The sequence below is a fragment of the Paraburkholderia sp. CNPSo 3281 genome, assembly GCF_024206515.1.
In the GTDB taxonomy this organism is placed as follows: domain Bacteria; phylum Pseudomonadota; class Gammaproteobacteria; order Burkholderiales; family Burkholderiaceae; genus Paraburkholderia; species Paraburkholderia nodosa.
Window position 1 is genome coordinate 49,885 of the sequence record NZ_JAMBPS010000020.1, and the last position, 21,599, is coordinate 71,483.

The window sequence follows — 21,599 nt, forward strand, 5'->3', positions numbered from 1 at the left end:
AACGGCAGCGGTATCGGTACACCCCGCCCGATATGGGTTCGCGCAAACATTCGGCCGGCAGGTCTCCTGGCTCGCAGGTCGTCGACCGCATCGGCCTTCCCGGTAAAACCAGTGGCTCGGGTGGATGCGGTCTCGCTGCTCACAGTCGCGGGGGCGGCCACAGCTTGCTGTGTTCCCTTTCTGCGATCCGGAGTTAGTGCTTCAGCGCTTACTCCGGTCTCACGCAAAGTTGCCTTAACGGCGCCGGCGGACACGGTATTATGCCCGTTTTCACGCGTGCTCCGCCCCACGATGGGGCTCAGGGCCCGCGGCGGTGTAGAGAAACAGGTAAAGGCGGGAGAACGAATGCTGGGCACGCAGGCATGGCTGACGGTGGTGGGCATCGGCGACGATGGCTACGCGGGGCTCGGGCGCGACGCGCGGCGCGCGCTGTTCGACGCGGCCATCGTGACGGGCGGCGAGCGCCATCTCGCGATGCTGCCCTCGCGCGTGCGTGCGCGGCGCGAAGCGTGGCCGCAGCCGTTCAGCGTGGAGGCGCTGCTTGCGTTCCGCGAGTCGAATCTGTCCGTATGCGTGCTTGCGAGCGGCGACCCCATGCTGTTCGGCGTGGGCGCGATGCTCGCGCGCCGCGTGGCGCCCGGTGAAATGCGCGTGCTGCCCGCGCCGTCGTCGCTCTCGCTCGCGGCGGCGCGCAGGGGGTGGGCGTTGCAGGATACGGCGATGGTCTCGCTCGTCGGCCGTCCGCTCGATGCGCTGCGCCGCCATCTCTACGGGCGCTCGCGCGTGCTCGCGTTGAGCGCGGATGGGCGCACGCCCGCGGCGCTTGCCGCGTTGCTCGCCGAAGCGGGCTTCGGCGCCACGCGTCTTGCCGTATTCGAGCATCTGGGCGGCCCGCTCGAGCGCCGCATTGAAGGCCGCGCCGATGCGTGGCACGTCAAAGAAGCCGCGGCACTCAATCTGGTCGCGTTCGAATGCGAAAGCGATAGTGTGCAGACGCCCGCGCGCGGCTGGACGCTCACGCCCGGCCTTCCCGACGATGCCTACCGCCACGATGGTCAGATCACGAAGCGCGACGTGCGCGCACTCACGCTCGCGCGTCTCGCGCCGACGCCCGGCGCGCTGCTTTGGGACGTGGGCGCCGGCAGCGGCTCGATCGGCATCGAGTGGATGCGCTCGCACGCCGCCTGCCGCGCGATCGCGATCGAGGCGCACGCCGAGCGTCAACGTTTCATCGAGCACAATCGCGCGGCGTTGGGCGTGCCGGGTTTGCAACTCGTCGCGGGCCGCGCGCCCGACGCGCTCGCAGGACTTGCCGCGCCCGACGCGGTCTTCATCGGCGGCGGCGTGACCGTACCCGGCGTGCTGGACGCGTGCTGGGCGGCGCTAGCGAGCGGCGGGCGGCTCGTCGCGAACGCGGTAACATTGCAGAGCGAAGCGGCACTCGTGGCATGGCGCGCGCAGCACGGCGGCACGCTCACGCGCATCGGCATCGGCGAGGCGCAGCCGCTGGGCGGCTTCGATACCTGGCGTCAGGCCTTGCCTGTCACGCTTTACGAGGCCGTCAAGCCGTGACGGTGCGCATCCTGCTGCTCGGCGGCACCGGCGATGCGCTGGCGATCGCGCGCACGCTCGGCCCGCAGCACGTGTACTCGCTCGCGGGCCTTGGCCGCGTGCCCGCCGATCTCGTCTGCGCGGTGCGCGTGGGCGGCTTTGGCGGGGCAGAAGGGCTCGCGCGCTTTCTCGCCGACGAAAACATCGCACTCGTTTTCGACGCCACGCATCCCTATGCCGCGCAGATCAGCGCCAATGCGGCGCGCGTGTGCGCTGCGGCACAGGTGCCGTACTGGGCGCTGCGGCGTGCGCCGTGGCAGCCGCAGCCCGGCGACGACTGGCGCATGGTGAGCGGCTGGGCCGGCGTAGTCGAAGCGATCGTGCCGTTCGCGCGCCCGCTCTTCACGCTCGGGCGCGAGCCGCTTGCGCATCTGAACGAAGTGCCGCCGCAGCAGCACTGGACGATCCGTTGCCTCGAAGCGCATCCCGGCCCTGCCCGCGCTCGCGTCATCGATGCGCGCGGGCCGTTCACAGCCGTTGGCGAGCGCGCGCTCTTTACCGAAGCGCGCATCGACGTCGTGGTCAGCAAGAACAGCGGCGGCGGCGCGACCGAAGCGAAGCTCGCCGTCGCGCGCGAAATGGGCTTGCCTGTGGTGATGATGCAGCGGCCGCCGCTGCCCGCAGCGCAACGTGAATTCACGTCGGCGCAAGCGGCAACCGACGCGCTCGCGAACCCTATTTAGCGGAGTTTCCACGTATGACCGTTTTCTTTATCGGCGCGGGTCCGGGCGATCCTGAACTGATCACCGTGAAGGGCCAGCGCCTCGTGCGCAGCTGCCCCGTCATTCTCTACGCGGGCTCGCTCGTGCCGCCCGCCGTGCTGGAAGGCCACCGCGCGCACAAGGTGGTGGACACGGCGCCGCTCACGCTCGACGAGATCGTTGCGCTGCTCGAAAGCGCGCATGCCCAGGGCTTCGACGTGGCGCGCGTGCATTCGGGCGACCCGTCGCTCTATGGCGCAATCGGCGAGCAGATACGGCGGCTGCGTCTACTTGGTATTCCTTATGAAGTCGTGCCCGGCGTGACCGCGACCGCTGCGTGCGCGGCGGCGCTCGGCAGCGAACTTACGCTGCCCGGCATTTCGCAGACGCTCATCCTTACGCGCTACGCCACGAAAACGTCGATGCCCGAAGGCGAGCAGCTAGCCGACCTCGCGCGTCACAAAGCGACGCTCGCGATTCACCTGGGCGTGCGCCATATCGCGCGCATCGTCGAGGAATTGCGGCCGCACTATGGCGAGGATTGCCCGGTCGCGGTGATCTATCGCGTGAGCTGGCCCGACGAGGAACGCGTGACGGGCACGCTAGCGGATATCGCGCAGAAGGTGCTGGCCACGGATATCGAGCGTACGGCGCTGATTCTCGTGGGGCGCGTGCTCGCGGCGGAGGGATTTGCGGATTCGACGCTGTATGGGGCGCAGAAGCGCTAGGGCTACGAAAGCGCGCGCAAGTGCGCCCGCAGCTTGTCCACCTCGCCATCGGCAAACTCCTTTTCGATTTCCTCATGCGTTTGCTGCCATAGCGGAAACGCCGCGTTGAGCAGCCGATGCCCCTCGTCGGTGAGGCTCAGCAAACGGCTGCGCTTGTCTTCCGGGTCCTGCTCGATCACGACGAGGCCGCGCCGCTCCAGTGGCTTGAGCGCGGCCGTGAGCGTGGTGCGATCCATGGCCAGCAGCGACGCCACGTCTTTCATGCCGGGCGGATGCGGACGGTTCAGCGACATCAGCAGTGAAAATTGCCCGTTCGTGAGATCGAGCGGACGCAGCACGTCGTCGAAAATGCGCGCGAGATTGCGTGCCGCCCGCTGCATATGCAAACACAGGCAGCAATCGCGCACCAATAGCGTGGTTTCGAAGGGAAGTTTCTTTGCACGTGCCATGTTGCAATTATGTTGATATCAACCTATGCTGTCAAGGCCGGATGGGCGACATGCCGTTGCTCCCGTTTTTCAGACCAGCAACCAGACCAGCAGTTGGAGGACACATGAGCGATCAGAAACTGTTTCTCGCTGTTTTTCTCGGTACCAAAGACAACGCACGCATGAAGGGTTGGGCGGCGCTTTCCGAAGCGGATCGACACGCAAAGGAAAAGGAGGGCATTGCGGCCTGGCACGCGTGGGTCGAAAAGCACAAGGCATCGATCGTCGATATGGGCGGGCCGCTTGGCAAGACCAAGTCGATTGGCGAGCATGGCATTGCGGATACGTCTAACGCGCTAACGGGCTATACCGTGCTGCGTGCCGCATCGCACGAAGAGGCTGCGAAGCTGTTCGAAGGGCACCCGCATTTTTCGATTTTCCCGGGCGAGGGCGTCGAACTGATGCCGGTTCTGCCGATTCCCGGTGTCTGAACGGAGGCCCCGTCATGAAACTCTACGGTTTTGCCGGCACCCGTTCGCAACGCGCGCTATGGGGCCTCAAGGAAGTCGATGCCGATTTCGAATTCATCTCGGTCAATCTGCTCGAAGGCGAGCACAGGCGGCCCGAATACCTGCGCATCAATCCCGCGGGCAAGGTGCCCGTGCTGATCGACGGCGACCGCGTGATTCCCGAATCGGCTGCCATCGTGCTGTATCTCGCGGATAAATACCCGGAGAAAGTGCTATTGCCCGCGGATCTCGACGAGCGGGCACAGGCGTATCGCTGGACCCTGTTCGCGGTCACCGAACTGGAACAGCCGCTTTGGAGAATCACACGGCATTCGTTCCTTTATCCGCCGGAAAAGCGCAGTCCGGCCGATATCGAACTCGCGCGGGAGGACTTCAGGGCCATGGCCGCGGTGCTCGAGAAGCACCTCGAAGGACGCGAGTTCATCGTCGGCAACAAGCTTTCGGTCGCCGACTGCGTGACGGTTTATCTGATGGACTGGGCCAACGAAGTGCATCTGCTGGACGGCTTCCCGCGCTTGCAGGCGTATCTCGATCGCCTCTACGCGCGCCCCGAGGCGCCGCAGCGCATAGCCGAGGCGCGCAAGGCCGCGTAAATGGAAAACGGCCCAATCGGATCGCGCCGAATGGGCCGCCTCGTTACCGCGTTATGCAATGTCAATGCGCCCGCGCGTGCTCATGATCCACATGCGTGCGCGGCTGCGTCACCGTGCTCACGACGGCAAGCACGATCACGTTCACGAACAGCGCAAGGAAGCCGATGTTGACGTCCTTGATGGCGTCCGGTGCGAACGGAAGCAGTTGCGCGACGCTCAGGTGCGTCATCGTCGTGACGATGACGACCAGCACGCCCGCCACGATGCCGCAAAACGCGCCTTGCTTCGTCACGCGGTTGCGCGCGGAAAGGCTGCACACCAGTGCCGGGAACAACTGCGTGACGAAGTTATAGCCCATCAGCAGCAGCGCGACGATGGTTTCGCCGCCCCGGAGCGTGAAGCCCACGGCCACGAGCGCGATCACCGGCACGAACAGGCGTGCGAGCTTCGCGACGCGCGCGTCGTCGGCGTTCTTCACGCGGCCGCCACGGTAGACGTCATTGGCAAGCAGCGTGGATGCCGTCGTGAGGATCATCGAGCCTGGCACGAGTGCGGTGAGCACGCCGGCCGCGCCAATCACGCCCACGAACCACGGATCGAACGTTTGCAGCGCGAGCCGAAAGAGCGAGAGGTCGATGTCGCCGCCCTTGAGTCCCGGTACCTTGAGCACCGCCGCGAAACCGCAGAAAAACACGAACAGCAAAATGAGCTGGTAGAGCGGCAGGATCATCGCGTTGCGGCGGAAAATACGCTCGTTCTTCGCGGTGTACACCGACATGAACGTGTGCGGCCACATGAAGAAGCCCAGCGCCGTGAGGAGCACGGTGGACTGGAACCACGTTACGCTCTGGCCGCGTGCCGGGAAGGTGAGGAAGCCGGGCTTGGCCGCGTCGATGGCGCGGAACATCTCGCTCAGGCTGCCATAGTGGTGAATCGGCAGGTAGATGCCGAGGAACACGGCGATGGCGAGAATCATCGTATCTTTCACGACCGAGTTCCATGCGCAGCCGCGCACGCCCGAAGCGATCACGTAGACCGTCACCACGATCGCCCCGATCCAGATCGCCGCCGTCGACGAAACCGCGCCATACGAGGCCGTCGTCACGATGATGCCGAGGCCCTTCAATTGCAGCACGAGATAGGGCACGAGCGCGAGCACGCCCACACACGCCACGAGCACGCCGAGCGCGGGGCTCTGATACTTGCGCGCGAAGAAGTGCGGCTGCGAGACGAGCCGGTGCTGCTTGGCGAAGCGCCATACGGGCGGCAGCATCCAGTACGAGAGGATGTATGCAAGTGTGCCGTAGGCAAGAATGTAGTAGACGGGCGCGCCCTTGCCGTAGGCGAAGCCGCTGCCGCCCAGAAACGTGAAGGTCGTGTAGATTTCGCCCGCCATCAGCAGGAACACGAACGCGGTGCCGAAGCTGCGTCCGCCCACCGACCACTGCTCGAGACTCATGTCGTGGCCCCGGCGCGCGCGCACGCCGAGGAAGAGCGCGACGAGGGTCATCGCCGCGATGATGATGAGGGCGCTCATGATCGCACCTCCGCATCCGCTTCGCCCGAAAGCCGGTTGACCGGGTCGAGCCGGTAGACGATGCCCATGATCACCGCGGCCAGCACGACCCACATGACGATCCACGCGAGCACGAGCGGCATGCCGAGCACGAGCGGCTCGGTGCGATTGACGAACGGCACCCCTAACAGGATGCCGATAAAGGGCAGGGCAGCGAGCAACCGCAGTGACATGGCAACTCCTCTTTCATATGAGAAGAAAAGAAACGTCGCGTCGGGGTGCGAGGCAACCCACTCTATGCTTGTGAACGCGCCCCGTAAAGCTGCCAAAAATACTGAAGGGCCCGCTGTAAAAATTGCTGCAACGCGCCATTTTTCAGGGCATCGAGCGACGTCGATCAGGCACGCCTAATGCCGATCCGGCTACACTTCTCGCCAGCCCGGCGCGCTTTTTGCGCATCCCCTTACCGGATCGACTCCATGATCGAGAGCCTGATTTCAGACATCCTGTTCGGTTTCACCGGACTCATCAGCATCATCAATCCCATTGGCGTTGCCTTCGTTTTTCTCGACCGCACGGCGAACCTCACCGACGAAGAGCGGCGCCTGCTCGCCAAGCGCGTGGCGATCAATGCGTTCTGCGTGCTGGTCGCGGCGTTTTTCGTGGGCACGCCCATCCTGCATTTCTTCGGCATTTCCATGGAAGCGCTGCGTATTGGCGGGGGCCTCGCGGTGGCCGTGAGCGGCTGGCAGATGCTCAACGCGCCCGAACCCGAGCCGCTTCCGGTCGATCATCCGGTCAAGCCCATGAGCGCGAGTTCGGCCTCCGGCAAGGCCTTTTTTCCGCTGACCATTCCGCTCACCACCGGACCCGGCTCCATCGCCACGGCCATCGCGCTGAATGCCAACCGCACGCACAAGCTTTCGGCGTGGCTGCTCTCGAGCTTCGCGTCGATCGTGATCTCCGCGCTCGTCATGCTCGTGATCTATTACGTGTACAGCCGCGCTGCGCGGCTTTCGCAGTACCTGGGTGTGGAAGGCACGCGCGTGGCCGTGCGCGTGTCGTCGTTTCTGCTCCTGTGCATCGGGGTGCAGATCATACTGACTGGCCTGACCGGCTTTCTCACGCCGATCGCCGACCTGCGCGCCGCGAAGTAGCAGCGCTTTCTAGCGGGCCGGCGTACACACGCGTCCTCACGCGAAGGAGACCTTCATGTGCCGCTGGCTCGCTTATACCGGGAACCCCGTGCAGCTCGAAACCGTGCTGTTTCACGCCCGCCATTCGCTGATCGATCAAAGCCTGCACTCCACCAAAGGCGCGACCACCACGAATGGCGACGGCTTCGGGCTCGGCTGGTATCAGGACCCGCACGACATTCCCTATCGCTACCGCAGCGTGCATCCGGCCTGGAACGACCGCAACCTGCGCGAACTGGCGCGCGCGGTGCGCGCGCCGATGTTCGTCGCGCACATCCGCGCGGCCACGCATACGCCCGTGCAGGAAACGAACTGCCATCCGTTTCGCCACCGGCGCTGGATCTTCGCGCACAACGGGCTGATCCGCAGCTATCCGCTGATGCGGCGCGATCTGCTGGTCGCGATTGATCCGGGGCGCTTCAATGCGCTCGAAGGGTCGACGGATTCGGAAACGATGTTCTATCTGGCCATGACGTTCGGCCTCGAAATCGATCCCGTTCTTGCGCTGGAACGCATGGCGGGTTTTGTCGAGGAAACCGCAAAAAAGCATGGCGTCGAGCCGGCGCTCAATATGACCGTCTGCGCATGCGACGGCGAGCAGATCGTCGCCGCGCGCTATTCGAGCGAGCGCAACTCGCGCTCGCTCTATCACACCACGGCGTTCCGGCATCTGCGCGAACTGTATCCCGACGACCCGCGCATCGTGGCGGCCGGCGACGATGCCTATCTGCTCGTTTCCGAGCCGCTTGGCGATGCGCTCGATGTATGGGCCGAAGTGCCGGAATCGACGGCGATCGTCGTGCGCGGGCCCACGGTCGAGTACCGGCCGTTCGCACCTATCTCACCTTAAGGCGCCTCAAGTCGACGTTACGCGCGGCGGCGCCTTTGCCGTGCCGCCGCGAGTGCGAGCACCTCGTCGAAAAGCGTGACGTCCACGGGCTTCACGAGATGCATTTCGAAGCCCGCTTCGCGCGTGAGTTCGATGTCGGCGGCCTGGCCGAAACCCGTCATCGCGGCGAACAGGGTGTGCCTGAGCGGCGGCAGCGCGCGCAGGGCGCGCAGCGTCGCATAGCCGTCGATCTCGGGCATGGCGATGTCGATGAGCGCGGCGTCGGGCGTGAAGCCGTCCACTTCCTCGCGCGCGTGGGCGGCGCTGTAGGCCACGCGCACGTCGTGCCCTTTGAGTTCGAGCAGCGTGGCGAGGCTGTCGGCCGAATCGCGGTTGTCGTCGACTACGAGCACGCGCAGCGGCGGCACGCCGGCTTCGGCCAGCGCGGCCAGCTCGGCCGTGTCCGGCATGAGCGGCGGCGGCTGCACGGCATGCGCGGTCTCGCGCACGAACGGCAGGCGGATCGTGAACGTGCTGCCTTTGCCGGGCCCGGCGCTCCTGGCCGAGATGGTGCCGCCATGCAGCTCGACGAGCGAGCGGCACAGCATGAGGCCGATGCCGAGCCCGTTTTCCGCGGGCCCGGGCGCCGAGCGGTCCTGGCTGAAGAGGCCGAAGATCGACTCGTGCGTGCCGGGCCGCAGGCCGCGGCCTTCGTCGTGCACCTGGATCTGTACGGCGCGCGCGGCGGAACGCACGTCCACGACGATATGGCTGCCGTCGGGCGAGAACTTCGAGGCGTTGTGCAGCAGGTTCTGCAGCACCTGCACGAGCCGCGTGTGGTCGCCCGTCATGGTGAGCGTCTTGTCGGGCATCTGCACGTCCACGTGCTGGCCGCGCGCCGAGGTGAAGGGCTGCGCCGCGTCGATGGCGTGCGCGACCACTTCGTGCAGGTCGAGCGGCGCCTCGCGCAACTCGATCTTGCCCGACGTGATGCGCCCGACGTCGAGCAGGTCGTCCACGAGCCGCGTGAGGTGCACGATCTGCCGGTCGATCGTGTCGCGTGCGCGCTCGATGTCGGGGCTCGGCGCAGCCATGAGGCGCATCGTGGCCACGGCGTTGCGCACCGGCGCGAGCGGGTTGCGCAGTTCGTGCGCGAGCAAGGCGAGGAACTGCTTCATCTGCTCGCTCGAATGCTCGAGTTCGTCGGTGCGGCGGCTTTCGGTCATGTCGCGCGTGACCTTTGCGAAACCTGTGAGCCGGCCGTGGCCGTCGTGCACGGCTGTGATCGTGACGCTGGCCCAGAACATCGAGCCGTCCTTGCGCACGCGCCAGCCCTCGGTCACGACCCGGCCCAACTCCTTCGCGCGGCGCAGCTCGCGTTCGGGCTGGCCAGCGGCGACCTCGTCGGGCGGATAGAACACGGAAAAATGCTGGCCGACGATCTCGGCCGGGCGGTAGCCCTTCAGGTTGGTCGCGCCGGCGTTCCAGCTCACCACGTGGCCCTGCGGATCGAGCATGAACATCGCGTAGTCGCTCACGCTTTCCACGAGCAGGCGAAAGCGCTCCTCGGAAAGGCGCAGCGCCTCGACCTGGCGGCGTTCGGCGGTGAGGTCGCGCGTGACCTTGGCGAAGCCGGAGAGCGAGCCGTCGCGCTCGCGCAGCGCGGTGATGACGACGTTGGCCCAGAACATCGAGCCATCCTTGCGCACGCGCCAGCCTTCGTCGTTGAAGCGTCCGTGCAGCGCGGCCTGCTCCAGCTCGTGATCGGGCCAGCGGCGCGCATTCGCTTCGTCGGTGTAAAAGCGCGAGAAATGCTGGCCGATGATCTCGTGCGCTTCATAGCCCTTGATGCGGGCCGCGCCGCGATTCCAGCTCACGATGTAGCCGCGCGTATCGAGCAGGAAGATCGCGTAGTCCTCGATCGGCTCCACGAGCGCCTCGAAGCGGCGTTCGTGGTGGCTTTCGGCGGCGGCGTTGTGCGGGGCGATGCCGGAGTCGGGCGTCGTCATGGTCCTCGGGTCTGTCATACGGCCTGTTCACAAGTTTGACAGGCTCTGGCCTCTTGAATGGACGGCCCGCGTACAGCGGGCGCCGCAGCTTACCACGCGCGCTGCCCTGAGCGGTCGTACTTTTCGGCCATTGCCGGAATGCCTGCGCGCACGTGGCGTTCCGCGCGGCGGACCTGGCGGGTGAGCAGCACGACGTGGGGCGGCACCACGCGGCGTGCGCGCAACGTCCAGAACGCGCCGCGCAGCAGCGCCACGCCCGCGGGCCCGAGCGAGCGCTGGCGTGCGAACACGGCGAGCGCACGGCCGGTCGCCGCGAACGCATCGCGCGCGGGCAGGCGCATCCATGCCACCCAGGCGGTGTTGCGCGCGAGCGCGCATTGCTGCGCGCGCGTGAACCAGCGGTAAAGCGGTTCGCGATGTGCGAGCGCCTGCTCGCAATAGACGATCTCATGGCCGGCCGACAGCATGTCGAGCGCGGCAAGCTCCTCGGCGCCGCCGTGTGACAGCCGCTCCTCGTAGCCGCCGAGTGCGCGGAACACGGCCGCGCGGAAAATGCACGCGCCCGCCATGAAGTTCGCGAGCGCCGGGCCGGCGTCGCCTTCCGCGCCCGGCGACGTGGCGGCGAGCATCAGGCAGGCGGGGTGAATTTCGCGCTCGTCGCCGCTTACCACGCGCGCATTGAGCACGGCGACTTGCGCATGGGCGTCTAGCAGCTGCGCCGCGCGCGCGAGCGCGCCGGGTGCGAACCAGGTGCTGTCGTCGCAGCACGCGACGTAGTCGGTGCGCGCGAGCAGCACGGCGCGATTGAAGCCGGCCATGCCGTGGTCGCCCAGCGACTGGACGATGCGCACTTGCGGAAAGAGCGACGCCAGCAGGGAGACGGTGGAATCGGTGGAGCCGTTGTCGGCCACGATGAGGTCGGGGTGCTCGGGAAGGGCGGTGAGGCGCGCGACGGTATCGATGGTTTGACGTACGTGATTGCGCGTGAGGACGACCACCGTCACGCGCGGCGCGCTGGGAGTTCCGGGGGCAGGGGCGGAGTCGTTCATCGCAGCAGGCGGCGGGAGCCGGCCGGTGAGTTGTCGAATTGACCTATGTCAGCATACGCCGATGGCGCGCGACATGCAGTACATGACGTGCGCCAGAGGCGGGGCGGCGCAGCGGGGGTGCTGCACTGCACATTCGAGAGCTGCGCAATTTCCGCGCCGCATGCGGGCGGTGCGCGCGATCAGTTCGATTAGCCGCCCAACCAGCCGCTCAGTCGCGCGCGCAGACTTCGTCGAGGTGGCCGAGCAGGTCGGCGGGATCTTCGTACACGCGCAGCGCGCCCGCACGCTCCAGTTCCTCGGTGCCGTAGCCGCCCGACTGCAGGCCAATGCCGAGCGCGCGGCAGCGCTGGGCCGCGAGCATGTCCCAGACGCTGTCGCCCACCACGAGGCAGCGCTCGATCGGCACGCTCAGCCGCAGCGCCGCGGCGACGAAGAGATCCGGATCGGGCTTGGCGTGGCGCACTTCGTCGCGCGTGACCACGGTCGTGACGGACGGGTCCACGCCGAGCGCCTGCAAGTTCACGGACGCCGTGGCGAGCCGCCCGCTCGTGGCGATCGCCCAGGGCACCTGCGCGGCGCTCAGGGCGTCGAGCAGCGCGCGAGCGCCGGGCAGCGGCCGCACCTTGTCGGCGTGGCGGCGATAGGCGTCAGCGTGTAGTTTTTGCAAGCGTGCGATACGCTCGGGCGCGATCGTCTCGTGGGCCTCGTGCGTCTCGCGCAGCAACTGGTTCATGAAAAGCCCGCCGCTCATGCCGATGCGCCGATGAATGCGCCACACCGAAAGCTCGATGCCGTCCGCGTCGAGCGCTTCCTTCCATGCGAGCACGTGCTGATACACGCTGTCGACGAGCGTGCCGTCGAGGTCGAACAAAAAGGCCGTTTCGTTGCGCATGGGTGGCTCCTGTTGCAACACGACGATTACGCAGTGGTAGCGCAAAAAGTGTACGCCGCGGCGGGCTAGCGGCGTCGCCTCAGGGCGCGCTGGCAGCAGCCGCGCCGGACGCCGCCGGGGCGCCTTGGGCGGCGCCCGTCTGCGGATACATCTGCAGCAGCACGCGCAGTACGCCATTGGTCCATCCAAAGCCGTCCTGCAGCGGATATTCGCCGCCGCCCGCCGACGAGGCCTTCGTGGCCGACGCGCTCACGTCGTACTTCTCAACGAGCTTGTGCGTGCGGGTGTAGTAGGCGAGATTCGTGGCGATCCAGCGTGTGGCGATTTCCTGCGCCAGGTCCTGCTCGCCGTAGCGGCGCAGCCCCATGACCGCGAGATATTGGAGCGGCGCCCAGCCGTTCGGCTCGTCCCATTGCTGGCCGGTCGCGACCTGGGTGGTGGCGAGGCCGCCGGGGCGCAGCAGTCCGGCGCGCACCGCGGCGGCTACTTCCTGTGCCTGGGCCTTCGTCGCGGCGCCCGCATAGAGCGGGTAGACGGTCGCCGCCGTGAGCCGGTGCGTGAGCGTGCGGTGTGCGAAGTCGTAGTCGCTGTATGCGTGCAATTGCGGATCCCAGAGCACGCGGTCGATGGCGTCGGCGCGTTGTTGCGCGCGCTTCGTCATCAGTTCGGCCTCGCGCGCGTCGCCCTTCAGGCCGTAGGCCTTCGCGAGCGTGCGTTCGAGGATCACCATCAGCGAATTGAGGTCCACCGGCGCGAGCGAGGTCACGTCGATGGTCGAGAGGGTGTGGCCGTCGGCGAGCCAGCGCGAACTGTAGTCCCAGCCCGTTTCCGCGCCCGCGCGCAGGTTGCGCCAGAGGTCGGAGGCATCACGCTGCGGCGTGGCGCGCGCGGTGAGGATGTCTTCGCGGTACGACTCGTCGCGCGGGCGGTTGCGCGCGTCCCAGTAGCGGTTGAGCAGCGTGCCGTCGGGCAGGCGCACGAGGTGGCGCGCGGCGTGGCCGGGCTTGAGCGTCTGCGCGCCGGCCATCCAGTAGTCATATTCCTTGCGCAGTTGCGACAGGTAATGGAGGTACACGGCGTCGCCGTCTTTCTCCGCGACGAGGCTCACCATCTGCGCGAAAAACGGCGGCTGCGAGCGGCTCAGGTAGTACGTGCGATTGCCGTTCGCGATATGGCCGTAGCGGTCGATCAGCGCGGCGAAGTTGTTCAGCTCGTCGAGCGCGAGTTCGTGGCGGCCGCTGGCTTCCAGGCCGAGCATGATGAAGTACGAATCCCAGTAGTAGATTTCGTTGAAGCGCCCGCCCGGCACGACGTACGCATACGGCAGCGGCAGCAGCGACGAATACGGATTCGGCTTCGCGTCGGGGCGGCGGCTCAGCACGTTCCAGAGTGTGTCGATGTGGCCGACGACATCCTGGTTCGGATCGGAAACGTAGTGGTTTTCAGTTTGCGCCGGGGCCGTGAAGTACTGGTTCACGAACTGCGTGAGCGCGGCCTTGCGCGCGGCGTTGTCGTGCAACCCCGCGTGCTGCTGGCGCCAGCGCTCGTAGGCCGCCGTGATCTGGCTCGGGCGCTCGTTGGGCAGCATATCGGCAAACGTCTTGCTGTCGGGGAAGATCTGCGCGAGCTGCACGTCGTGATAGAGGCGGCCGTAGAGGTCGGCGGGCGTGGCGGGCTGGCTCTCTTTTGCCGCGTCATGCTGCGCTGGCGAGCGAACCGGCTTTGCCGATCGCGCGGACGTTTGTAATTCCTGCGCGTTGGCCGGCGCGCTCGCGGAGGCCGCGGCGTCGGCCTGGGCGTTAGCGGCATGGGCGGTTTGCGCGAGCGGCCAGGCGAGGCACAACGCAGCGGCGAGTGTGGCGGCAAACGGGATGGAGCGGGATTTCGTGGCGGATGCGGGCGTGCGGGAGCGGAACGGAAAAGACATGGCCTTGATGTTTTTGATGGGCGACGAGCGCGCCTGCGCGCGAACGTGGGCGCAGGCGAAGCGTGCCAAGGAGCAATTTCCGTTCCGCCCAACGGGCTGGCGAGACGGCTGGCGCCTGCGGCGTTATTCGAAATCGGGATAGTCCATATTCTTCATATCGCGTTGCGCGATAACGGGCGCAGCGGCGAAACTTGCGAAAAATCAATTCAAGCAACGCCGCACCAGGAGACATCTCATGCGCACTCAGGTTGGTATCATCGGCGCCGGGCCCGCGGGCCTGCTTCTTTCCCATCTTCTGCATTTGCGTGGCATCGACTCGGTCGTGCTCGAGCTGCGTGGCCGCGAGCAGATCGAATCGACCATTCGCGCCGGCGTGCTCGAGCAAGGCACGATGGACGTGCTCACCGAAGCGGGCGTTGGCGAGCGCATGAAGGCCGAAGGCGCGCTGCATCACGGCTTCGAACTCGCGTTCGAAGGCAAGCGCCGCCGCATCGATCTCACTGGCCTCACGGGCAAAGCCATCACCGTCTACGCGCAGCACGAAGTGCTCAAGGACCTCGTGGCCGCGCGCGTGGCTGCGGACGGCAAGCTCTTCTTCAACGTCTCGGACACGTCGATTCACGGCGTCGAATCCAGCACGCCGTCGATCCGCTTCACGCATGAAGGCGAGGCGCACGAGCTGCACTGCGACTACGTGATCGGCTGCGACGGTTTTCACGGCGTGTCGCGCGCCTCGATTCCGGCAACGCTGCGCCAGGACTACGAGCGCGTGTTCCCGTTCGGCTGGTTCGGTATTCTCGTCGAGGCGCCGCCCACTTCCGACGAGCTGATCTACGCGCGGCACGATCGCGGCTTCGCGCTCGTCAGCACGCGCTCGCCGAACGTGCAGCGCATGTATTTCCAGTGCGATCCGAAGGACAACGTCGATCACTGGTCCGACGACCGCATCTGGGCCGAGTTGCACGCGCGCGTCAATTCGCGCGAAGGCCACCAAGTGGTGGAAGGCAAGATATTCCAGAAGAACATCGTGGGCATGCGCAGCTTCGTCACGACCACGATGCAGCACGGCCGCCTCTTTCTCGCGGGCGACGCGGCGCATATCGTGCCGCCTACCGGCGCGAAGGGCCTCAATCTCGCGGTGGCGGACGTGCGCGTGCTGACCGCGGCGCTGGTGGCGTTCTACAAGGAAGGCCGCACCGATCTGCTCGACGGCTATAGCGAAACGGCGCTGCGCCGCATCTGGCGCGCCGAACACTTCTCGTACTGGATGACGCGCATGATGCACCGCCTCGACGATGCCACGCCGTTCGAGCAGCGCCTGCAGGTCGCCGAGCTGGAGCACGTCACCACGTCGCGCGCCGCCGCGACGGCGATGGCCGAGAACTACGTGGGCGCGGTTGCCGTGTGAGGTAAGCGCAACGAATGAAATGGCCGCGCGGGTCCCGAAGGGCTCGCGCGGCTTTTTTTGCGTGTCCGGCGGCGCGTTGGACCGTTTCAAGCCGGTTTCAAATCGCCGTGAGCGGCGCGATGCCCAGTTCGTTTGTGATATCGGCGAAGGGTTTTCTTACGGAGTCGGGCAGAACGATCGTCTGCATATGCCGTGCGCGATTCTCCGCCTCATATTGGCCCGGATATTGCACCGGCTGCGCCGGATCCTGCGGCGGGCAGCTGAGCAGATAGTCGAGGAACGATTCGACCTCCTGCGAGCGCCACGTCGTGTTGAAATCCACCTGCGGATCGAGCACCAGCGCGAACAGATTGTTGGTCGCGACGCCGTTGCGCGGGTTGTCCGGATGGATCGTGCCGCCGCCCGAGAGCACACCCGCGAGCAGTTCCGCCACGAGCCCGAGCGCATAACCTTTGTGCAGGCCGAACGGCAGCAGCGCGCCGGGCGGGTCGGCGAACAGCACGTTCGGGTCGGTGCTCGGTTGGCCGTTCGCGTCGATCACCGAGCCGTCGGGCGCCGGCAGGCCGTTTTCGGCGAGCACGCGCGCCTTGTTCACGGCAATGGCGCTCGTGGCGATATCCACGACGAAGGGCGGCCGCCCGCCCGGCAGCGGGCCCGCGAAGCACAGCGGGTTGGTCGTGAGTCGAGGCTCGCGTCCGCCGAACGGCGCGACGATCGGCGCGCGGTTCACCACGTTGGTGAACGCGAGCAGCACGTAGCCTTGCGCCGCGACCATTTCGCCGTAGTGGCCCATGCGTCCCAGGTGATGGCTATGGCGCAGCGTCACGATGCACTGGCCATGCTCGTGCGCGCGAGCGATCGCGTCTTCCATCACGACCTTGCCAATGTGCTGGCCAAAGCCGCTGTGGCCGTCATAGCCGATCAGGCTGCCGCGGTCGACTACGCGTTCCGCGCGACCATCGGCGGCGACGAAACCCGCGGCAAGCACGCGCTTGTAGTTAGGCAGGATCGACAGGCCGTGGCTCGCGTAGCCCACGCGGTCGGATTCGATCAGGTGATCGGCCACGTCGGCGGCAATGTCTTCAGGCACCGAGACGTTCGTGAGCACGGCCGTGGCGAAGCGGCGTGCGTCGTCGATCTTGACTTCCATGAGCGGCTCCTTGCTAACCGTGCAGCGTTCGGGTGCAGTGTTCAGATCCAGCCCAGCCAGCGCCACCACGTCGCGGCGAACAGCAGCAATAACACATAGCCGACGATCGTCAGCACGATGCCCACGCGCGCGAACTGCTTCGCCGTGAACGTTTCGGTGGCGAGGCACACCATGTTTTGCGGCGCGTTGATCGGCAGGATGAAGCCGAAGCTCACGACGTAGCCGAGCAGCATGGTGAGACCGAGCCGGTTGAAGTCGCCCTGCATGGACTGCAGCACCGACACGAGAATCGGCAGCATCGCGGAGGTGAGCGCCGTTGCGCTCGCAAATCCGAGGTGGATGAGGATGAGGAAGGCCGAGAGAATCGCGAAGGCCATGAACGGGGTGGCGGTGTCGAGCCCCGTGTGATGCGCGACGAGGTCGCCGAGCCATTGGCCCGCCTTCGTCGTGAGCAGCGCCGTGCCGAGGCTGATGCCCACGCCGAACACGATCACCGTGCCCCACGGAATGCGGCTTTGCACGGTCTTCCAGTCCATCACACCAAAGCGCGGCAACAGCAGCAGCACGAGCCCAACGTAAGTGACCGAGGTGGTATCGAACGGGTGCAGCTTGCCTTCGGTCGCCCAGAACAGCAGCAGGCCGATGGAAACACCCAGCAGGCGTTTTTGCGGGCCCGTCATGGGGCCGAGTTCGCGCAGCGAGGCTTCGACGGCTTCCTTGCCGCCCGCGATCGCGTCGGCTTCGGGCGGCAGCATCTTCAGCACGATGAAGAGCAGCGCCGCCGACATCACGATCGCCCAGGGCGCACCCGCAATGAGCCAGTCGAGCCACGTGACGCGCGCGCCGAGCATCTTGTCCATGAAGCCCACGGTCAGCAGATTCTGCGCGGCGGCGGTCTGGATGCCGACGTTCCAGATGCTGGTGCCTTGCGCGACCACGATCATGATGCCCGCCGCGATGTTCGAGCGCTTGTCCACGCCGAACGCCGAGATCACGCCCACCATGATCGGCACGACGCAGGCGCTGCGCGCGGTGGCGCTCGGCACCACGAGCGAGAGCACGATGGTCACGGCGACCGCGCCGATCAGGATGCGCCGCGTGGTGGTGCCGATCAGCGAGAGCGTGACGAGCGCAATGCGCCGGTCGAGCCCGGTGACGGTCATCGCCGCGGAGATAAAGAGTGCGCCAGCCACGAGCGCGAGCGCGGAATTGGAGAAGCCCGCGAGCGCCATGCTGATGGCTTTGTTGGTGCCGTAATCGACAGCGGGGTTGTCGATGGTGGGTGCGGTGCCCACGAGAAACGCCATGAGCGAGGTGATGATGATGGCGCTCGCTTCGTACGATACCGCTTCGGTGAGCCACACGACCACGGCGAACGCGAGGATGGCGAGCATGCGCTGGCCGGCGGGCGGGAGGCTATCGGGCAGGGGCAGCAGAAGCACGACGACGAGCGCGATCACGCCCGCGATCAGGCCCACAGGTATGCCCTTTTTCTGCGGCGCGGCGCTCGCGTTGGCGGCTGGCTGGGGTGCGTTCATGGCGATGACTCCATGTTGGGCATGCACGCGGCATGGCTCGCGTGTCGCTTCTGGCAGGGCGCGTGCAGCGTCGAAAAGCGGCGGTGTGGCGGCTTGCGAACGAGTCAGCGCATTCGCTTCGCGGATGGTACTGCCATTCGACTGATGAAGCGTTTAGTGTGTACGGCGGAAGCGGGCGAGCGCGAAGGCTGGGGAAGGGCGGCGTGGCAGCATGCCGCGGGTGATGCGGGCAAGTTGATGGTGGAGGCGTTTTAACCGGCAAAACAGCCGGTTAAAACGGCCGCCGACGCGAATTACTGGCTGGCGCCAGCAGCAGCGTTAGCTTTCTTCTGTGCGTCCTGCAGGTTCTGCGGATAGTTCGGGTCGTTCAACGCCGGCTTGTAGCCCGCGTCTTCCAGCTTCTTCAGCTCGGCATTGTTCTTCGCGCGGGCTTGCTTGCGTTCGGCCTTGCGCTGCGCTTTGGCCTGAGCCTTGGCCTGCGCCTTCTGTTCCTTGGTGAGCGGTTGCGAGGCCGCGGCGGCGGCGGGTGCGCTGGCTTCCGTTTGCGCGAATGCCGGCGCGGCAACGCCGATCAGGAAAGCGGCGGTAGCCGCGGCGAGAGTCAGCTTGCTGGTGGTGGAGCGCATTGATTCCCCTAATCATTGGTTTGAACGACTTACTCAGGGCTGGGACGACGGGCGCACATGGCTGCGGCGCGCCCGTTGCTCAATGTAATCGATCCCCACCAAAGACGGTAGCAAGCGCTGACCCTGGCTTGCTGGTAACCGCAGCGGCGACCCCGGCGGGCTCGCTGGGCACTCAGGCGCCGAGTTTCGCGGCCGCCGCTGCGACTACGCGCGCGCGTTCGGCGAGCGACGCAGCTGTCTGCGCGCGCAACCTTTCCACGATCACACGCGGCGCGCTGGCGGGGTCGCCCGCATCGAATGGCGGCGCGGGGGCGTATTCAAGTTCGAGCTGGAGCGCCTGGGCGGCCTCGTCGCCGATCAGCTCGGCGGCGAGCGTTAATGCGAAATCGATACCGGCAGTGATGCCGCCGCCGGTCAGCACGTTCCCGTCGCGCACCACACGCGCTTTCACGGGCAGCGCGCCGAGCGGCTCCAGCAGTTCGTGGAAGGCCCAGTGCGTGGTCGCGCGGCGTCCGCGCAGCAGCCCGGCCGCGCCGAGCACGAGCGCGCCCGTGCAAACCGAGGTGACGTAGCGCGCCGTGCTCGCCTGGCGGCGCAGGAACGCGAGCGTCTCGTCGTCGGGAATCAGCAGGGAGACGCCACTGCCGCCCGGCACGCAGACCACGTCGAGTGGCGGGCAGTCCTCGAAGGTCGTGTCGGGCGTGAGCATGAGACCGGTGCTCGAGCGCACCGGATCGCGCGTCTTCCAGATGAGCCGCGCCTGGCTGTCCGGCATCGACGCGAGCACGTCGTACGGGCCGGTCAGGTCGAGCTGCTGAACGTTGGGAAATGCGAGAAATCCGATTTGCAGTGCCATGTGGGGTTCCCGGTCAAGATTGGACTGTCGCAAAGGGTCGATAGCTGTGCCGATGATTCGGAAATCACTGTAATCTCGCCCCGGTCCACAACCATGCCAAAAACCACGCAAAAACTGCCAGCGGCGCAGGTGCGAGCCGCAATCGGAAAGCGTTCAGTGAACGAGACACGCGCCGCGTTCAGCCGCCGCTTAACTTGCGGCAACTGAAGCGGCGCGTTGGCTGCTTCAAACTCAGGCCGGCATCTTGCGGAACGTCATCGCGATGCGGTTCCAGCCGTTGATCGCGATGATCAGCAGCGTGAGTCGGCGATCTCCTGATCGCTGAAATGCGGCTTCACGCGTTCCCAAATGTCGTCGGGCACGTGCGTTTGCGCGAGCAGCGTGACCGATTCGGTCCATTCGAGCGCCACGCGCTCGCACTCAGTGTAGAACGGCGTTTCGCGCCACACCGATACCGTGGCGAGCTGGCGATCGGTTTCGCCGCCCTTACGCGCATCAATGGTGTGCATGTCGACACAATAGGCGCAGCCATTGATCTGCGAAGCGCGCAGGCGCCCCCGTTCTGCGAGCGGCTTTTTGATCGAGCTTTTGCTCGCGCGCTCTTCGAGCGCAATCATGGCCTTCGTGCCTTCCGGGTTGGCCTTGTAGAAATCCAGACGTGCTTGCATGAGCGTTCACCTATCGAGTTGAATTTCGTGGCGCTGTCGTCGACAGCGAGGTTGACAACGATGCGTTGGACTCGCGAACTGCGTAGCCACAGGTGCACTTTAGGCGTTGTCAATCAGGCGTATTCGCAGCGCCACGACGTGCTGCTCGCGCATCTGAGCGGACCGCTTGCGCCCTGGCTCGAACCCGTCATGCCGAACACGGCGGGGTTGCACGTGGCGGCACGGCTCGTCGCGCCGCTCGACGCCGCCGCGCTCGCGCAGGCCGCGCGCCGCGCGTCGATCGGCCTGCACCCGCTCGGGCCGTTTCATCTCGAAGCACCTGTGCAGAGCGGTTTTCTGTTCGGTTACGGTGGAGTCGACGTCGAGCGTATCGACGCCGCGCTGACGTCGCTCGCCACGCTGCTGCGCACGCTGTGACTGCATCTTGCCGCCTCGGCGACACCGGCGTGGCAGCCGAAATCGTGCAAAAACGCCATACGTATGGCGCTTTCCTGATGAACGCGGCGTGCGCCGCGCCGACCGAAGTGCGTCGTCCGTCAGCGATTCGGGCGCGTCAGGGGCACGTTTACCCCTGTAAACAGGCGTCAGAATGTGATCGAGAGTCAGCGCCGCGCAACAAAATCGTAACGACAATGCAAAAGCTTCACGCAAAACGCTTGCGCGTATGTAGAATCCGCCGTTGAAGCACGTGCATTCCGCAGTGCTTCTTCGATTCACTGACCAACACTGGTAGGAGAAACATGCCGACTTCCGCAAAGAAAGTGGCCGCAAAAAAGGCAGCTGCCCCGGCCAAGAAGGTTGCCGCAAAGAAAGCGCCCGCCACCAAGACGGCCGCAGCTAAGAAGGTCGCCGTGAAGGCGTCCGGCGCACCGACGCCGATCAAGGACACCTTCACGAAGGCCTCGCTGGCTACCCACGTCGCTGAGCGTGCAGGCGTCGAGCCGAAGGCTGCCAAGGCCGTGCTCGCCGCGCTGGAAGACACGATCCTCGGTTCGGTCCACAAGAAGGGCGCTGGCGAATTCACGCTGTCGGGCCTTCTGAAGATCGTCGTCCAGGCCGTGCCGGCGAAGAAGAAGCGCTTCGGCAAGGATCCGTTCACGGGCGAAGAGCGCTGGTTCCCGGCGAAGCCCGCATCGGTCCGCATCAAGGCGCGCGCCCTCAAGAAGCTGAAGGACGCAGCAGCAGCCTGATCGCGCTGATTGCGCTACAAGCCGCGGCCTTCGGGTAGCGGTTACCCGTCAGTACCAAAAAATCCCCGTTGGCGTCGAGCCCACGGGGATTTTTCATTTGGTGCGTGCAATGCGCACTGGAACTGCTTTGCTATGCCCTGATATTATGGCTGAT

The 21,599-nt window shown here is 66.1% G+C and carries 22 protein-coding genes, 1 pseudogene and 1 riboswitch; of the genes and pseudogenes, 11 read left to right on the forward strand and 12 right to left on the reverse strand.

From position 1 onward, the window contains the following. Window positions 1-38 precede the first annotated feature (38 nt). A riboswitch (cobalamin riboswitch) is annotated at window positions 39-227 on the reverse strand. A 118-nt stretch (window positions 228-345) separates the two neighbouring features. Genes cbiE through cobM form a run of 3 tightly spaced genes read left to right on the forward strand, consistent with a single transcriptional unit; the run spans window position 346 to window position 3,040 of the window. Continuing rightward, entirely contained in the window at window positions 346-1,572 is a 1,227-nt protein-coding gene (cbiE, locus tag M3I56_RS20390) for a precorrin-6y C5,15-methyltransferase (decarboxylating) subunit CbiE (RefSeq protein WP_254355541.1), read from the forward strand. Continuing rightward, entirely contained in the window at window positions 1,569-2,294 is a 726-nt protein-coding gene (locus M3I56_RS20395) for a cobalt-precorrin-6A reductase (RefSeq protein WP_254355542.1), read from the forward strand. The genes cbiE and M3I56_RS20395 overlap by 4 nt, the downstream gene beginning before the upstream one ends. Before the next feature lie 14 nt (window positions 2,295-2,308). Then, window positions 2,309-3,040 carry a precorrin-4 C(11)-methyltransferase gene (gene cobM / locus M3I56_RS20400; RefSeq protein WP_254355543.1) on the forward strand — a complete coding sequence of 244 codons (732 nt, stop codon included), beginning with the start codon at window positions 2,309-2,311 and terminating at the stop codon, window positions 3,038-3,040. Between the two features lie 2 nt (window positions 3,041-3,042). Here cobM and M3I56_RS20405 read toward each other — a convergent pair whose 3' ends face one another. Beyond that, window positions 3,043-3,489 (reverse strand): MarR family winged helix-turn-helix transcriptional regulator, encoded by a 447-nt coding sequence (locus tag M3I56_RS20405; protein ID WP_254355544.1) that lies wholly within the window; start codon window positions 3,487-3,489, stop codon window positions 3,043-3,045. Between the two features lie 104 nt (window positions 3,490-3,593). Between M3I56_RS20405 and M3I56_RS20410 the strand changes: the two genes are divergently transcribed. Together M3I56_RS20410 and M3I56_RS20415 are read left to right on the forward strand one after the other, a co-directional pair. Next, window positions 3,594-3,959 (forward strand): hypothetical protein, encoded by a 366-nt coding sequence (locus tag M3I56_RS20410; protein WP_028205549.1) that lies wholly within the window; start codon window positions 3,594-3,596, stop codon window positions 3,957-3,959. Between the two features lie 14 nt (window positions 3,960-3,973). Next, entirely contained in the window at window positions 3,974-4,591 is a 618-nt protein-coding gene (locus M3I56_RS20415) for a glutathione S-transferase family protein (protein WP_254355545.1), read from the forward strand. A gap of 61 nt (window positions 4,592-4,652) precedes the next feature. Here M3I56_RS20415 and M3I56_RS20420 read toward each other — a convergent pair whose 3' ends face one another. Together M3I56_RS20420 and M3I56_RS20425 are read right to left on the reverse strand one after the other, a co-directional pair. Then, a complete protein-coding gene (locus M3I56_RS20420) occupies window positions 4,653-6,128 on the reverse strand; it encodes a sodium:solute symporter (RefSeq protein ID WP_254355546.1) in 1,476 nt (491 codons plus the stop codon). Then, window positions 6,125-6,340: a DUF3311 domain-containing protein gene (locus M3I56_RS20425; protein ID WP_028205546.1), complete on the reverse strand. Its 216-nt coding sequence runs from the start codon at window positions 6,338-6,340 to the stop codon at window positions 6,125-6,127. The genes M3I56_RS20420 and M3I56_RS20425 overlap by 4 nt, the downstream gene beginning before the upstream one ends. Window positions 6,341-6,586: 246 nt before the next feature. Here M3I56_RS20425 and M3I56_RS20430 point away from each other — a divergent pair, with 246 nt between their 5' ends. Both M3I56_RS20430 and M3I56_RS20435 read left to right on the forward strand, forming a co-directional pair. Beyond that, window positions 6,587-7,264, forward strand: coding sequence for a MarC family protein (locus M3I56_RS20430; RefSeq protein ID WP_254355547.1), 678 nt, complete (start codon window positions 6,587-6,589; stop codon window positions 7,262-7,264). Window positions 7,265-7,319: 55 nt separating this feature from the next. Further along, complete coding sequence (locus M3I56_RS20435; RefSeq protein WP_254355548.1) at window positions 7,320-8,153, forward strand: class II glutamine amidotransferase; 834 nt, start codon at window positions 7,320-7,322, stop codon at window positions 8,151-8,153. 17 nt (window positions 8,154-8,170) lie between these two features. Here the strand turns inward: M3I56_RS20435 and M3I56_RS20440 are convergent, their stop codons facing one another. The 4 genes from M3I56_RS20440 to treF form a co-directional block, all read right to left on the reverse strand. Continuing rightward, window positions 8,171-10,141, reverse strand: a complete 1,971-nt coding sequence (locus tag M3I56_RS20440; RefSeq protein ID WP_254355549.1) for a PAS domain S-box protein — start codon at window positions 10,139-10,141, stop codon at window positions 8,171-8,173. A gap of 89 nt (window positions 10,142-10,230) precedes the next feature. Further along, window positions 10,231-11,190 carry a glycosyltransferase family 2 protein gene (locus M3I56_RS20445; protein ID WP_254355550.1) on the reverse strand — a complete coding sequence of 320 codons (960 nt, stop codon included), beginning with the start codon at window positions 11,188-11,190 and terminating at the stop codon, window positions 10,231-10,233. A gap of 208 nt (window positions 11,191-11,398) precedes the next feature. Then, entirely contained in the window at window positions 11,399-12,082 is a 684-nt protein-coding gene (locus tag M3I56_RS20450; RefSeq protein ID WP_254355551.1) for an HAD family hydrolase, read from the reverse strand. Window positions 12,083-12,161: 79 nt separating this feature from the next. Then, a complete protein-coding gene (treF, locus tag M3I56_RS20455; RefSeq protein WP_254355594.1) occupies window positions 12,162-14,009 on the reverse strand; it encodes an alpha,alpha-trehalase TreF in 1,848 nt (615 codons plus the stop codon). A gap of 235 nt (window positions 14,010-14,244) precedes the next feature. On the opposite strand from treF, the gene M3I56_RS20460 reads away from it, so the two are divergent. Then, window positions 14,245-15,417, forward strand: a complete 1,173-nt coding sequence (locus M3I56_RS20460) for a 4-hydroxybenzoate 3-monooxygenase (RefSeq protein ID WP_254355552.1) — start codon at window positions 14,245-14,247, stop codon at window positions 15,415-15,417. 97 nt (window positions 15,418-15,514) lie between these two features. Here the strand turns inward: M3I56_RS20460 and M3I56_RS20465 are convergent, their stop codons facing one another. Together M3I56_RS20465 and M3I56_RS20470 are read right to left on the reverse strand one after the other, a co-directional pair. After that, window positions 15,515-16,567: an Ldh family oxidoreductase gene (locus M3I56_RS20465; protein ID WP_254355553.1), complete on the reverse strand. Its 1,053-nt coding sequence runs from the start codon at window positions 16,565-16,567 to the stop codon at window positions 15,515-15,517. Between the two features lie 41 nt (window positions 16,568-16,608). Next, a complete protein-coding gene (locus M3I56_RS20470; protein WP_254355554.1) occupies window positions 16,609-18,105 on the reverse strand; it encodes a DASS family sodium-coupled anion symporter in 1,497 nt (498 codons plus the stop codon). Window positions 18,106-18,117: 12 nt separating this feature from the next. On the opposite strand from M3I56_RS20470, the gene M3I56_RS20475 reads away from it, so the two are divergent. Beyond that, entirely contained in the window at window positions 18,118-18,360 is a 243-nt protein-coding gene (locus tag M3I56_RS20475) for a hypothetical protein (RefSeq protein ID WP_254355555.1), read from the forward strand. Between the two features lie 38 nt (window positions 18,361-18,398). Here the strand turns inward: M3I56_RS20475 and M3I56_RS20480 are convergent, their stop codons facing one another. From M3I56_RS20480 to M3I56_RS20490, 3 genes and pseudogenes are all read right to left on the reverse strand, one after another. Then, window positions 18,399-18,731, reverse strand: coding sequence for a DUF4148 domain-containing protein (locus M3I56_RS20480; RefSeq protein WP_254318105.1), 333 nt, complete (start codon window positions 18,729-18,731; stop codon window positions 18,399-18,401). Window positions 18,732-18,903: 172 nt separating this feature from the next. After that, window positions 18,904-19,587: a DJ-1/PfpI family protein gene (locus M3I56_RS20485; RefSeq protein WP_254355556.1), complete on the reverse strand. Its 684-nt coding sequence runs from the start codon at window positions 19,585-19,587 to the stop codon at window positions 18,904-18,906. Between the two features lie 231 nt (window positions 19,588-19,818). Further along, window positions 19,819-20,255: pseudogene (locus tag M3I56_RS20490) on the reverse strand (carboxymuconolactone decarboxylase family protein). A 60-nt stretch (window positions 20,256-20,315) separates the two neighbouring features. Here M3I56_RS20490 and M3I56_RS20495 point away from each other — a divergent pair. Then, window positions 20,316-20,672, forward strand: coding sequence for a hypothetical protein (locus tag M3I56_RS20495; RefSeq protein ID WP_254355557.1), 357 nt, complete (start codon window positions 20,316-20,318; stop codon window positions 20,670-20,672). 323 nt (window positions 20,673-20,995) lie between these two features. Beyond that, window positions 20,996-21,445 carry an HU family DNA-binding protein gene (locus M3I56_RS20500; RefSeq protein ID WP_028205533.1) on the forward strand — a complete coding sequence of 150 codons (450 nt, stop codon included), beginning with the start codon at window positions 20,996-20,998 and terminating at the stop codon, window positions 21,443-21,445. Window positions 21,446-21,599 lie beyond the last annotated feature (154 nt).